This is a genomic window from Methylococcus sp. ANG (assembly GCF_040730495.1).
Taxonomy (GTDB): Bacteria; Pseudomonadota; Gammaproteobacteria; order Methylococcales; family Methylococcaceae; genus Methylococcus.
In genome coordinates, this window is record NZ_CP160399.1 from 151,061 (window position 1) to 164,907 (window position 13,847).

Consider the following 13,847-nt stretch of genomic DNA (forward strand, 5'->3'; position numbering starts at 1 on the left):
CAAGGGCGGGGCTTCAGGTCCCGCCCTTGTTGGTTCGCGTACTGCGAACGATTTACCTGCTAGCGGACAACGAGGCCGGTGACGCCCGCCGGCAGGCCGTCCAGAGTCCGAAGCTTTTGCAGCGCGCCTCCCTTCAGGATGCGGTACACGCCGACGCTATGGTCGCCACCGCTCAGTGCGTAGAGCATGCGGCCGTCGGTGGAAACGGCGAGGTCGGTGGGCCGGTTCTCCTCGGCGGCACGGGTGTGCAGCAGCGACAGATGGCCGGCGGCATCGATCGAGAATGCGGAAATGGCGTTGGCGGGGGTGTCGGCGGTGAAGGCAATGCGGCCCGTGGGCGTCGTGGCCAGCCAGCAGGCGGCCGTTTGCCCGGCGGCGACCGCTCCGTCTATCAGTTGCACGGTTCCGTCTTCCAGCAATTGGTATGACGACACGGTCGCGCCATTGGGAGCACCGCCCTGGGCTTCGGATACGAAGAACTGGTCGCGCTTGCCGAAGGCAAAGCCGAAGGGCGTCGATCCGGCGGAATCGATCGAATGCCTGGCCTCGGGGCTGCCGTTCTCTTTCAGAGAAAATGTCGTGATTTTGTTGGTCGCTTTTTCGGTGACGACCAGGGTGTCGCCCGTGCGGTCGAAGCTGATCTGGGCCGGTGCCGTGCCGTCCCCGCTGAGCTTCAGGTGGGACTGGGGCAGGGAGCGCAGCTTGCCGGTGCGGTAGTCGAACCGGAAGCCGAAGACGGAATCGTCTCCCGAATTGACGACGTAGACCCGATTCCGGCTGACCGCCACGCTGACCGGGGTTGCGCCTTCCTCGGCGGTGCGGTCGGTGAGTTCCAGGCCGTCCCGGCCGATCCGGAACACGGACAGATCGTTGCTGCCCGCATTGACCGCGAAGAGGTACCGCGCATTTTCGCTCAGTGCCAGAGCGCCCTGGTTGCCGAGGCCGGAGCCGGTACCGGTTCCGCCGGTGGCGAAGCGGCCCGCCGGCGCCATTTGGCCGTCGCCGTAGCGGTGGAATGCGAGCACCTCGTTCCCGGCGGGGTCGTTGGAAAGGGTGTATACCGTCTCGGCCGCCGGATTTTCGCCGACGCCGAAGCGTCGGTCCGGCTCCGCCAGGCCGACGCCCGGAATCAACGATATGAACGCGAATGCGGTAAAGCTGAGTTTGACTGGGTTCTTCATGACAGGCCTCTCTTCAGGTTGGACAAGGTTCCAGCCCGGAAGCCGAGGCTTCCCGGGCGCAGCCATTGTGCGCGGCCAAGAATCACGAATTCCTCACGGAGTGCTCAAATATAATGTGACTGGCCGGAGCCTTGCCGCTTGCCGATAATTGAGGCCCCCTTCCGGTCGGCGGGAGTCCGCCAATGAAGCGCATTCTGGTCATCGAAGACGATCCGGACATCGGAGAGATGCTCTGCATCAACCTGTGGGATGAAGGCTACGCCGTGGAGATCGCGAACGAAGGTACCGCGGGCCTGGCGCGTCTGAAGACGGGCCGTTACGACCTCCTGATTCTGGACCTGATGCTTCCCGGCATCGATGGCCTGGAAATCCGCCGTGAGGTGCGGCGTATACCGCATTACCGGCCGATCGTGATCATCAGCGCAAAATCCACGGAAACGCAGCGCGTATTGGGTCTTGAACTGGGGGCCGACGATTACTTGACCAGACCGTTTCCGGTCCCGGAACTCGTCGCGCGGATTCGGGCCTTGTTCCGGCGCGTCGAAGCGATGCAACGGGAGTCGCAGGCAAAGGCCGGCGTCATCGTTCGCGGGCCGTTGACCATCGACCCCGTCGGCTACGAGCACACCGTGAATTCCCACATCAATCGCCTGCGTGCGAAGATCGAACGCGATCCCGCGCGGCCCGAATTCATCCGGCGTCTGGACGCGCTGACACGGACGATCGCCGCTTTCGACGACGCGAGCTTTGCCGGCAATTTGCAGCTCGACGGCGCGTTGCAAAACAGCCCCGATGAGGTCGGCCGGCTGGCGGCGTCGTTTTCACACATGGCCGAACGAAGCATCGAGCGGGGACGGCCGCGGAGCGGTCTTCACGTTCAGCCTGCCCGCGCCGGCTTGCCAAACCGGTGGGCCCGTCATTTTCGATGAGCCGGACCGGCCAGCTCCGTGCCTCTTCGATTCTCCTGGCCTGCGCCGTGCTTCTGAACGGCTGCCAGCCGGCGGAAAACGCCGAGGTGGTGGAATTCTGGGCGTTCGGCAGCGAGGGCGAAGTGGCCCGCCAGCTCGCCGGGGAATTCGAGCGGCTGAATCCTGAGATTCGCGTGGAGGTCCAGCAAATTCCCTGGAGCGCCGCCCACGAAAAGCTGCTGACGGCTTACGCGGGCGGCAACCTGCCCGACGTGTTCCAGCTCGGCAATACCTGGATAGCGGAATTCGCCGCGCTCCGGGCGCTGGACGACGTCGCCGTCCGTTTCGGGAACACCGGACGGAAGGACGATTACTTCGAAGGGGCGCTGGATGCGGCCGTCGTCGACGGCAGGATGTGGGCGGTCCCCTGGTATGTCGACACGCGCATTCTGTTCTACCGGCGCGACTTGCTGGAAGCCGCAGGGATCGCATCACCGCCCCGGAGCTGGGAGGACTGGTTCGACGCCATGTCCCGGATCCGTGAGCACACCGGCGATTTCGGGCTGTTCCTTCCCATCGACGCATGGGAGGTCCCCGTGATTTTCGCCATGCAGCAGGGGGCGGCTCTGTTGAAGGACGGGAACCGTTATGGCGGTTTTCTCCATCCCGATTTCCGGGCGGCGTTCGACTCTTACCTGCGCTGGTTCCGGGAAAAACTGGCGCCTGCGGAAACCTCCGGTCAGATGGCCAACCTTTATCGGGAATTCGGACGCGGCTATTTCGCGGCTCTGATCACCGGTCCCTGGAACCTCGGCGAGTTCCGGCGGCGGCTGCCGAATATCGACGCCGTGTGGGACACCGCGCCCTTGCCGTCTTTCGACGGTTCCTATCCCGGTATCTCCCTGGCCGGCGGGGCCAGTCTCGCGCTTGCCGCCGCTTCCAAGCGCAAGGAAGCGGCCTGGAAGTTGGTCGAGTTCCTGGCCGCGCCGCCGCAGCAGGTCCGCCTGTACCGGCTCACCGGCGACCTGCCGTCGGGACGGACGGCTTGGCGCGATCCGGTCCTGGCCGGGGACCGCAAGGCCCAGTCCTTCCGTAGCCAGATGGACCGTCTGCTTTCGCCCCCGAAAGTCCCCGAGTGGGAGCGGATTGCCAGCCGGATCGCGGCCTGCGCCGAGAAGGCCGTGCGGGGAGACATGGCCCCGCACGCTGCTCTGGAGGCCTTGAATGACGAAGTGGACCGGATTCTGGAAAAACGCCGCTGGCTGCTGGAGCGGGGGCTGTGAGGCTCAGTCCGGCCTTCTGGTTCGTAGCGCCGGCGCTGGCACTGCTCGCCGTGTTCTTCTTCCTGCCGGCCGCGGCGGCGCTGGGCCTCAGCTTCACCGATTTCGACATCTACGCCCTCGCCGACATCCGCCGGCTCCGGTTCGTGGGGTTGGACAATTACCGCCGGCTGGCGGGCGATGCGGAATTCTGGACGGCGTTGCGGAACACCCTGTATTTCGTGGCCGTGGGAGGTCCGTTGTCCGTACTGGTATCGCTGGCGGCTGCCTTGCTGGTCAATCACCGCCTGACCCCGTTCAAGGGGCTGTTCCGCTCCCTGCTGTTCCTCCCGGTGGTGACGACCCTGGTGGCCGTGGCGGTGGTCTGGCGCTACCTGTACCAGCCGCGCTACGGCGTACTCAACTACCTGCTGAGCGGTTTCGGCGTCGGACCGGTCGACTGGCTGGGCGATCCGGACTGGGCGATGCCGGCGATCATCCTCATGGCGGTGTGGAAGAATTTCGGCTTCAACATGATCGTGTTCGTCGCCGGTCTCCAGAGCATCCCCGAATCGCTGTACGAGGCGGCCAGCATCGACGGTGCTGGCGCCCGCCAGCGGTTCTTCCACATCACCCTGCCGCTGCTCGCGCCGACCTTCCTGTTCGTCGCCGTGATCACCATGATCGGCCATTTTCAATTGTTCGCCGAACCTTATGTGATGACCCAGGGCGGTCCCGCCGGCAGCACGCTCAGTCTCGCCCTCCTGATGTACCAGCAGGGATTCCGCTGGTGGAATCTGGGTTATGCTTCCGCGATCGCTTTCGTGCTGTTCGGCCTGGTGCTGGGTCTGACGGTGCTGGCGGCGGGGCTGAGGAAGCCGCGGGGCGCGGCCGAAGAGGACTCCGAAAGCCGATCCCTGCCCAAACCCTAGGAGGATGCCGAATGTTCCGACAGCTCGCAGCCCTGCCTTCCACCGTCTGGCTGTTCGGACTGGTGAGCCTGTTCAACGATTCCGCGAGTGAGCTGGTGTATCCCCTCGTCCCGCTCTACCTCGCCTCCGTGTTGATGGCTGGCCCCAGGGCGTTGGGGATCATCGAGGGCATCGCGGAAATGGTTAGCAGCCTGCTCAAGCTGTTTTCCGGCATCATCGCCGACCGGGTGCGCCGGGCCAAGTCGATGGTCGTGGGCGGCTACGGCTTGGCGGCGATATCGCGTCCTTTGCTGGCGCTGGCGTCCGCCTGGCCGGTCGTCCTGGCCATCCGCTTCGCCGACCGACTGGGCAAGGGGCTGCGCTCGTCGCCCCGCGATGCCATGATCGCCGCCAGCGTATCCTCCGAACAGCGCGGTCTGGCGTTCGGATTGCAGCGCGCCATGGACAACGCCGGGGCGGTGATCGGGCCGCTGGCCGCGGCCGTCATGCTGGCGGCGGAAATGCCCATCAAGGAAATCTTCCTCTGGGCTTCGCTCCCCGGCACTGTGGCGGTTCTCCTGGCCGTTTCGGTCAAGGAGCCGGTGAGGGACATCCGGTACGACGGCAAGCCGCTCGATTGGGATCTGCGGAAGCTTCCCCGGGTCTTCAGGCGCTATCTCGGGGTGCTGGCTTTGTTCACGCTCGGCAATTCGTCCAATATGTTCCTGCTGCTGCGCGCACGCGAGTTGGGTTTGCCGGAATACCAGGTCCCTTTGTTATGGGGCGCGACCTCGCTGGTCGCCATGCTGTTTTCCACGCCGCTTTCGGGGCTGTCCGACCGTGTCGGCCGGGTTCCGGTGATTTTCGCGGGGTGGATCGTTTATGCCGTGTTTTATCTGTGCATCGGGTTGAACGGGGCCGATCTTGCGCTGCTGTGGCCGCTGTTCGCCTTGTACGGCTTGTTTCTGGCCGCGACCGAAGGCGCGGAAAAAGCGCTGGTTGCCGATATCGCGCCGCCCGCCCTGTTAGGGACGGCTTACGGCTGGTTCAACCTCACCACCGGCATCCTGTTATTGCCGGCGTCCATGGTATTCGGAATGTTGTGGCAATACGCCAGCCCGGAAACCGCCTTCGGTTTCGCCGCCGCTTGCGCGCTGACGGCCGCATTGCTGCTGAAGCTCTGGGTGAGAGACTTCCGAATATCGGGCAACACCCCCCCCAAAACGACATGAATCAGGAGGAGACCCCGATGTCATCAAAGCCGAATATTTACGATCTGGTTCGGTCCTGGGCCGCCAAGCTGTCCGAAAGCAGGGGCGACATCGCGTACTGGAACGCCAGGTTCGATCGCTTCGCCAGGTTGTTTTCGCGCCTTTCCGGCCGGCCGCTGGCTTTCAACATCGCATTGTTCGTGATTCTGGCCTGGGTGATCACGGGGCCGATTTTCGGCTTCAGCGACACCTGGCAACTGGTGATCAACACGGCGACCACCATCGTCACCTTCCTGATGGTCTTCCTGATCCAGCACACCCAGAACCGGGACACGGAGGCCTTGCAGGTGAAGCTGGACGAACTGATCCGGGCGGTGGAGCGTGCCGACAATACCTTGCTGGACTTGGAAGAGCTGGAGGAGGAGGAACTGGCGCTGATGCGCAGCAAGTACGTGAGTTTGGCCCGTGATGCCCGCAAAGAGCGGGCAAGCGGAAAAGCCGCGTAAGATTAGCGTAAGGAGATTCGGGAAAATTTCCAGATGCGGCGAGCCGGGATGTCCGGCCTGTTCAGGCCATTGCCCGTCCGATGAGCATCATCCCTGCGACGGCCAGAAACATCCCGAACAAGCGCCGGTATTTGGCTTGGTCGATGTTGAGGAAAATCACTTCATCCGTCAGCAAAAAAACCAGCGTGGCGACGACGACGTAGATCCCGTTTTCAGCGTACGGCACCTCGATCCGCTCTCGACTGAAGAGCCACAGGGTGGCGATCTGCACCAGCGCGAACGTAGCGTAGGAAGCTGCGACGGTCACGCGGGTGACGTCTTTCTCGTAACCCTTGTGGTGGGCCAAGGCTGTCAGGAGAGATCCTCCCAGGTTGCTCAGTCCGTGTACGGCACCCATGGTGATGAAATAGGCCTTCTCATATTTCATCAGGTTGTCGACGATGCGTGCCACTGCCGGCGAAAACTCCTTGGCCGCAATGAACAGGAGAAAGCCGCCGATCAGAAGGCCGATATTGATTCGCACATGAGTGACGAGGAACAGGAACAGGGCGATGGGGGGCAGCGTCAGCGACAGCACCCTGCGGTAGAAGGGAAAATCGATCCGGGCATGGTGTTTGGATATTTGCAGGAGATTGATCGTGATGGAGATAGGCAGCAGCACCACGAGCACATCCACGAAGCTGTGCCCCATCAGCAATAGCAGGGGAGTGCCGAACAGCAAGACGCCGGCGCCGAAGATGGATTGGATCATGGACGTGCCGACGATCGTCAGCATGATGTCGACTGGCATTGCGTTTTCTCCGATTCGTTGCATTGGCTGGGTACGACTGGAAGAGGCGCGCTTCTTCCGTACGCTCCTCCACTTCCGAATTGTACCTTTCGAGCATCGGCTAATCTGGTTCCGACGGCCAAGGCTATCGTGATTCCGGCCAAATCCGCCATGAGGGGTTTGATGCGTTTGTCCTCCCTGGCCTTCCGGCTGACTCTGCTGACGGCGACCGCGGCGACGCTGTTTCCGCTGGTCTGGATGGTTTCGGTGTCGTTGATGCCGGCGGCCGATGCCATGCGCTATCCGCCCCCGCTATGGCCCAAGGCTCCGACGCTGGAGCATTACCGGGCTTTGTTCGACCGGGTCGCGGTGGGACGGTATGCGCTGAACAGCCTGGCGCTGGCCGCCGCGGTCACCGTGCTGTCGGTGCTGATCAACGCCGCGGCCGGCTATGCCTTCGCCCGCCTGCCGTTCGCAAGGCGGGATGCGTTGTTCCGGCTGCTGCTGGCGGCCATGGTCATTCCCGGCCAGGTGGCCATGCTGCCCTTGTTCCTGCTGCTGAAGCATCTCGGCCTGATCAATACCTACGCCGGAGTGATCGTTCCGGGGCTGGCCAGCATCTTCGGGATATTCCTGGTACGGCAGTATGCGCTGTCGATCCCTCAGAGCCTGCTCGACTCGGCGAGGCTGGACGGAGCGGGGGAGCTACGCATCTTCTGGTCGCTGGTCCTGCCGCTGTGCCGGCCGATCCTGGCGACCCTCGCGGTCTTCACCTTTCTGGGAAGCTGGAACGATTTTCTCTGGCCGTTGATCGTTCTGACCGACAGCCGTCTCCATACCCTCCCGGTGGCGCTGGCCAACCTGATGGGCGAGCATGCGGTGGATACGGAGCTGATGATGGCGGGTGCGGCCCTTACGGTGTTGCCGGTGATCATCCTGTTCCTGGCGGTGCAGCGATACTACCTCGGCGGGTTGCTGCAGGGCGGCGTCAAGGGATAGCCGCGCGATCGCAACGCCCGCCAATGTCGCCTTCCGGCGGCCGGTCACAAGCCTGTCATTTCCACCGATTACCGTAGCGGCCGATTCGATCCGGTCCGCCGGGCCGAATGGCGCCGGACATCCGCAGAGCACCATCGACGGAACCGTTCCGGCCAACCCAACGATGGCCGACATGCGGTTTCCCCCTCCTTTCCGCTTTACCGGATTCGGGCCCGAGCCGCGTCGGCCGCTGATCAGTGCGTAATCGGAGAGATGAACATGTCGAAAAAACGTCGGGTGCTCGGCTTGCTCCTGGGCTCGTCATTCCTGGTCGGGGCCTCTTGCGATGTGATGGCCGGCAAGGCAGTGCTCGGAGACAACGTGCAACTGGGGCCGCGTCCGTTCTTCCTGGTCAATGACATGACGGACGGCAAGCTGAAGAGCAAGCTGCTGAAGTGTTCCGCAGGTCCGTTCAGGAAGACCGGGTTCTCGATCGGCCACCGCGGCGCGGCGATGCAGTTTCCCGAGCATACCCGGGAGTCCTACGAGGCGGCGGCACGCATGGGTGCCGGCATCGTCGAATGCGACGTGACCTTCACCAAGGACAAGGAACTGGTCTGCCGCCATGCGCAGAACGATCTGCACACCACCACCAACATCCTCACCATCCCCGAGCTGGCTGCGAAATGCACCAAGCCGTTCACCCCGGCCACCTTCGACGCCAGCGGCAACCTGCTGACGCCGGCGAGCGCGGAATGCCGCACCAGCGACATTACCCTGGCCGAATTCAAGACGCTCAGGGGCAAGATGGACGCCTTCAACCCCAGGGCGAAGACCCCGGCGGAATTCCAGGGCGGCACGGCCAACTGGCGCACCGATCTTTATGCCGGTCCCACCAGCGGCACGCTGATGACTCACAAGGAAAGCATCGCGTTGTTCAAGAAGCTGGGCGTGAAGATGACGCCCGAGCTCAAGAGTCCCGCCGTGGCGATGCCTTTCGATGGCTTCAGCCAGGAAGACTATGCGCAGAAGATGATCGACGAGTACAAGGAAGCGCTGGTTCCGGCCAGCAGGGTTTTTGCCCAATCCTTCAACAAGGCGGACGTGCTGTACTGGATCCGGCATGAGCCCGCCTTCGGCAGACAGGCCGTGTACCTGGACGACGCCGACGTGGTGGCCGACCTGCCCAGTGCCGCCGAACTGGCGCAGTACAAAGCCGAAGGCATCAACATCGTCGCGCCGCCGATCTTCGCCCTGCTGGACGTGGATGCCGCCGGGAACATCGTGCCGTCGGAGTACGCCAGGAACGCGAGGCGTGCCGGTCTGGACATCATCACCTGGACGCTGGAGCGTTCCGGCATCCTCGCGGACGGCAACAACGGCTTTTATTACCAGACCTTCGACTCGGCGGTCCATCGCGAAGGCGACATGATGCGTGTGCTCGACGTGTTGGCCAAGGAGGTCGGCATTCTGGGTATTTTCTCCGACTGGCCGGCGACGGTGACGTATTACGCCAACTGCATGAATCTGAGATAAGTTTATTATCCCAACGGATGGGGAATTTCGGATAAGGATTTCGATATGGCCGGGCCTTCGTGCCCGGCTTTTTTTGTCTACTCAGGTAATCGATTGTAATTTTTATAGTAGAGTTACGGTAACCCTGACCGAAATGCCGCTCGGCGGCGGCGTGCGTTCATTTCATGCGAACGATCATGGCGACCAGCCGCCCCGGATGATGAAAGCGGCTACTCGCCATGATCGTTCCCCTCATCCCGGGCCCTTTCATACCGGGCTATCCTGCCCGGCACCCTTCGGGTCAATGCAAATCTGCTCCCGGCAGATTTGTCCCAGAGCGGGAAGGGAGTAAAGGTGCTGCGACTTTCACGTTAATGGCGCGGAGCCAAAGATATTCGGTTTCACTGTTTGACAGCATGATTTTCTGGGTCCATCTTTAAACCTGAGCCGGGCGAATATCCGCCCAGTGAAATTCATTTCTTCAAGCTGCGCGTGGGTTTCGCTGCCCCTGTGCAGCGCGAGCTGAATTTGTTCGATTTCCGGTCGAACCAAAGGAGGCCACATCATGAATCGACCGCTGATCTTTCGGGCCCTCGCCGCGCTTGGCGCAGCCGGGTTTTTCCTTATCGCCGCCTCGGGTCCCGTGGCAGCGACTCCCTGGACTCCGACGGTATGGAAGGACAACGGCAAGCTGCGCCATTGGGTTCGCGACACCAACGACAACTTCGTGGATGACCTGATCGAAGCCCGTACCGATTCGACGGCCGTGATCGTGGATTTGAACGGGTGTGTCGGAGACCCTGCCTCGAGTCCTTTCATCGCTTACCTCAAGACCCTGGGCGACGTCACGTATGTCGGCAAATACCTGAGCCTCGTGGTCGTTACGGGTATCGACCGCGACGAAGCCAGGCAAATCGGAGCGCGGCCCGAAGTCGCGATGGTCGAACTGGCCCAGAAGGGCCGCTGGACCTGGGACGTTTACCAGGCGGCCAAGGTCCGCGCCAGCACGACCTACGCCCAAACCCTGGAAAGCGGCTTCGGCTGGCCTGCCACTCTGAATGGAAGCGGTGCCAACGTCGCGATTCTCGATACCGGGGTGGGTGTTGCCTACGATGCGTCGTTCCGGCACGGTTACAACGCTTTGACCGATGCCATCGAAAATCCGTCCGCCGAACCTGCCGGCGGGGATCACGCCGGCCACATGGCTCAACTGATCTACGATCCGGCCAACGGCATCGCCCGCGGCGCCGGGCTCATCGACATCAAGATCGGCGACGGTTCCGGACCCGATCCCGCGGCGTACGTCCGTGCTCTCGAAAAGGTCTACGAGATGCATCGCGCCTGGCAGATCCATGTCGTCTCCATCTCGGCGGCTTTCAGCGGGGCGGCCGACGGCCGCGAAAGCTGGAACCAGCTCGTCGATCTGGTCTCGGGGATGGGGGTTCTCGTGGTCGCCGGCTCGGGCGACAACGCCGCGGACTCGCCGGTCCTCACGCCGGGCGCGGCGACCCGGGCCCTCGCCGTGGCCACGGCGGACATTCATAATACGGTCGATCGCGCCAACGACACCGCCACGACGGTTCAGGGACCCCGCGCGAACGATCTGGATGACGACCCCTTGGACGAACTCAAGCCCGAGGTCGTTTTTCCGATGGGCGGCTCCGTGTGGCGTCCCTCCAATTCGGCTGCGACCGCCGCCACGGCGGGACTCGCTGCGCTTGCCTTCGGCCATAACCCCCAGTTGAGGGATTTCGACAACGCTGCCGCAGCCAACGTCAAGGACTTATTGATCCGCAGCGCCGAGGCCCGGGATACCGCCGATACCGCCGTCGCCTATCCGCAGCCGGCCGCAACCTGGGACAACCATTGGGGCTTTGGGGAGATCGACGCCTACCAGGTTTTCCATAACCTGTCCAACGGCTCCCAAGGAGGGGTGGCCGATCTGACCTTCCTGGGATTCGACGGCAGCGCGCACCCGAATCCCAGCGACCCCTGGTACTACTCTCACGCCGTGGAAACCGAGAGCGAACGCGGGGGGCGCAACATCGGTTCCGGGGTAGCGGATCGCATCTATGCCCGTGTTCACAACAACGGACCCGGAAATGCCCAGCGGGTCCGGATCAGTTTTGGATTCTATCCCTTCACCGCAGGCATCCCCACCTTTTACGACCTTGGCAGCCAGATCGTCGATATCGCAAACGGGGAGACGCGGGAAGTCTCGATTGCATGGACGCCGCCGGACCTGCCTCCCGGCGAGTTTCATGGATGTATCCTCGTCACCATCGACTATGGCTACGATACCCAATTCGGGAACCGCTCCAACGTCGCTCAGAAAAACGTCCGCGTCCATGACACATCCTCGCCGGCGAAGTTCGATTTCCGCGTCGAAAATACCTTGCCTGTAAAAGCCACCATCCGGCTCCGGGTCGAGAATCAGTTCGCGGACTGGAACGTCAAGCTGAGCGAAGACAAGTTCGTATTGGATGTGCACGACTGCGCCAGGCTCATCCAGGCCGTCGTGACGCCGACGGCTTCGCCGCCGAAGCAGGATGACATCGTATTCTTCGTGACCGCACAGGCCGCGCCCTTCGGCACCGAGGATTTCGTGGATATCGGCGGCGTGGCTTTGCGCGCCCGCTACGGCGGCGGGGCCGGCTATTATTCCCCGCCCTGGGCTACCGTTGCGACCGTCTTGATTCTGGCCGTGGCGTTGCTTTACCTGGTTTTCCGAATCCGGAGGCGCGCTTGAATTGGAAAACGGAAGTCATCCCAAGATAGGGATGCCATTTCCAAGAGCCGTGTATCGAAATGTGGAGAGTGCCATGTCTGCTGATCTCAATGCGTGGAAACTGGAAAAAAAAGCAAGCTTGGATTGGCGCTGTCCGGGGGCGGATTCCGGGCGTCGCTGTTCCACATCGGCGTGTTCGCCAGGCTCGCGGAACTCGACCTGTTGCGACACGTGGAAGTGCTGTCGACGGTATCCGGAGGTTCCATCGTAGGCGCTTTCTATTACCTCAAGGTCAAGCAGCTCTTGGAAGGCCGCAGACTCGACGGGTTGACGCCTTCGCCCCAGGCCTACGTCACGATCGTGCAGGAAATGGAACGTGAATTCGTAACCGGTGTGCAAAACAATCTGCGTACGCGTGCCCTATTGGATCCGTTGAAGAACGCCAGGATGATGCTCAGCGATGATTACTCCCGAAGCGATCGCATGGCGGAGCTCTACGAGGAATATTTTTATAGGAAAATCTGGCAAGACATGTTTCCGGGGTATCAGGGAAATATTCGTTTGAAAGACATAAAAATAACGCCGGCGGGATATCAGCCGGCGTTCAACGTCCGTCAATACAACGAGGATGAGCAGAATCATTATAAGATCCCTGTCATAGCCATTAACGCAACTCTTCTGAACACGGGGGAGTCATGGCTATTCACGGCTTCTTACCTCGGGTTGGCCGGCGATGAATCCGAGGATCCCCTTCGTCCGTATTCGCGGCTCCGCTTTGACGACACAAGCCTGCCACCAAAGGTACGCGCCAAGCTCGATACGATCAACCTTGCCGATGCCGTGGCGGCGTCCGCGTGCGTGCCGGTTCTTCTGTCACCTTTTGCCATTCACGACTTGTATCGGGAGGAGGGAAAGGAGGTCGTCGTCAAACTGGTCGACGGGGGCGTCTATGACAATCAGGGGTTGGAAACGCTGTTCCGCAAGGAGTGTACTCACATCATCTGCAGCGACGCCGCCGGCCAACCCCAAAGCGACCGTACGCCGGAGAGTTCCGCCTCGTCGGTGGGCGCGCGGAGCAACGAAATATTGATGAAACGGGTGCGTGAGGAGACCCTGGAAGAGTTGCGCAGCAGGAAGAAGCATGGGCTGCTCAAATCCGCCGCTTGTTTTCACCTGCGAAATACGTTTTCAGGAACGGATCAGTTTCCAAACCCGAGTGAACCGGTGGACCGTAGCGACTATGAAACCGACGGCGAGGTGTTCCTGTTGTCTGCGCTGCGTACCGATCTGGATTCGTTTTCGGACATCGAGGCATGCGCGCTGATGTATGACGGCTATTGCCTTTGCGACAGCCATCTCAACAATGGCGAGGGTCTAATTTCGGCGCCGTCCAATCCATGGGGGTTTCTGAGAGTTCGCGACTTGATGCTTCGCGACCGGGCGAAATTCATCAGGCACCTTGCCGTTGGCAAGAACATGCTGTTCAAGGTTTTCTTTTTGCTCGGATATGTCGGATTGGTTATGGCTGTGCTGCTGGTATCGGGACTGCTGGCATTGCTCTGGGTGCTGTCCAATACAGGTTTCTATCAATCGATGTGGGGATTCTGCGATCTTCTGAAATCCCCAGGTTCCTTGGTCGTGGTGATCGCGGTCGGTCTGCTGTCATGGCTGTTGAAAAAGCTCTCTCATACATCAGGGCTAAGATTTGTTCTCGATGCCATACGCGGTTTCCGTACCGGCAACGTGGGCGGCTTGGTATTCCCGCTGGCGATTCTCGGGGCGGTGGGGTCGCTGATTTCCTACGTCCATGTGAATATTTCCGATCGGTTGTTTCTGAAGCTCGGAAGGCTATAGCGGGTCGTCAAGATGCGCTGCTTTTTC

11 protein-coding genes are annotated in these 13,847 nt (G+C 61.8%); 9 read left to right on the forward strand and 2 right to left on the reverse strand.

Going from position 1 to position 13,847, the window contains the following annotated elements; all coding sequences use genetic code 11:
• Window positions 1-59: 59 nt before the first annotated feature.
• Window positions 60-1,181, reverse strand: coding sequence for a lactonase family protein (locus ABZN20_RS00715; RefSeq protein ID WP_367026464.1), 1,122 nt, complete (start codon window positions 1,179-1,181; stop codon window positions 60-62).
• A 182-nt stretch (window positions 1,182-1,363) separates the two neighbouring features.
• On the opposite strand from ABZN20_RS00715, the gene ABZN20_RS00720 reads away from it, so the two are divergent.
• The 5 genes from ABZN20_RS00720 to ABZN20_RS00740 are packed head-to-tail and all read left to right on the forward strand — an operon-like array spanning window position 1,364 to window position 5,976.
• Complete coding sequence (locus tag ABZN20_RS00720) at window positions 1,364-2,110, forward strand: response regulator (RefSeq protein WP_367026465.1); 747 nt, start codon at window positions 1,364-1,366, stop codon at window positions 2,108-2,110.
• Window positions 2,107-3,372 carry an extracellular solute-binding protein gene (locus ABZN20_RS00725; protein WP_367026466.1) on the forward strand — a complete coding sequence of 422 codons (1,266 nt, stop codon included), beginning with the start codon at window positions 2,107-2,109 and terminating at the stop codon, window positions 3,370-3,372. Before ABZN20_RS00720 ends, ABZN20_RS00725 begins: the two co-directional genes overlap by 4 nt.
• Window positions 3,369-4,280: a carbohydrate ABC transporter permease gene (locus ABZN20_RS00730; protein ID WP_255556342.1), complete on the forward strand. Its 912-nt coding sequence runs from the start codon at window positions 3,369-3,371 to the stop codon at window positions 4,278-4,280. Before ABZN20_RS00725 ends, ABZN20_RS00730 begins: the two co-directional genes overlap by 4 nt.
• Before the next feature lie 11 nt (window positions 4,281-4,291).
• Window positions 4,292-5,491 (forward strand): MFS transporter, encoded by a 1,200-nt coding sequence (locus ABZN20_RS00735; protein ID WP_367026467.1) that lies wholly within the window; start codon window positions 4,292-4,294, stop codon window positions 5,489-5,491.
• Between the two features lie 17 nt (window positions 5,492-5,508).
• Window positions 5,509-5,976: a low affinity iron permease family protein gene (locus tag ABZN20_RS00740; RefSeq protein WP_367026468.1), complete on the forward strand. Its 468-nt coding sequence runs from the start codon at window positions 5,509-5,511 to the stop codon at window positions 5,974-5,976.
• 61 nt (window positions 5,977-6,037) lie between these two features.
• Here the strand turns inward: ABZN20_RS00740 and ABZN20_RS00745 are convergent, their stop codons facing one another.
• On the reverse strand, window positions 6,038-6,766 hold the full coding sequence (locus ABZN20_RS00745) for a hypothetical protein (RefSeq protein ID WP_367026469.1): 729 nt from the start codon (window positions 6,764-6,766) through the stop codon (window positions 6,038-6,040).
• Between the two features lie 162 nt (window positions 6,767-6,928).
• On the opposite strand from ABZN20_RS00745, the gene ABZN20_RS00750 reads away from it, so the two are divergent.
• The 4 genes from ABZN20_RS00750 (at window position 6,929) to ABZN20_RS00765 (ending at window position 13,820) form a co-directional block, all read left to right on the forward strand.
• Entirely contained in the window at window positions 6,929-7,744 is an 816-nt protein-coding gene (locus tag ABZN20_RS00750) for a carbohydrate ABC transporter permease (protein ID WP_367026470.1), read from the forward strand.
• Between the two features lie 258 nt (window positions 7,745-8,002).
• Window positions 8,003-9,259 carry a glycerophosphodiester phosphodiesterase family protein gene (locus ABZN20_RS00755; protein WP_255556344.1) on the forward strand — a complete coding sequence of 419 codons (1,257 nt, stop codon included), beginning with the start codon at window positions 8,003-8,005 and terminating at the stop codon, window positions 9,257-9,259.
• Window positions 9,260-9,803: 544 nt separating this feature from the next.
• On the forward strand, window positions 9,804-11,987 hold the full coding sequence (locus ABZN20_RS00760) for a S8 family serine peptidase (protein WP_367026471.1): 2,184 nt from the start codon (window positions 9,804-9,806) through the stop codon (window positions 11,985-11,987).
• A 93-nt stretch (window positions 11,988-12,080) separates the two neighbouring features.
• Window positions 12,081-13,820 (forward strand): patatin-like phospholipase family protein, encoded by a 1,740-nt coding sequence (locus tag ABZN20_RS00765; RefSeq protein WP_367026472.1) that lies wholly within the window; start codon window positions 12,081-12,083, stop codon window positions 13,818-13,820.
• Window positions 13,821-13,847 lie beyond the last annotated feature (27 nt).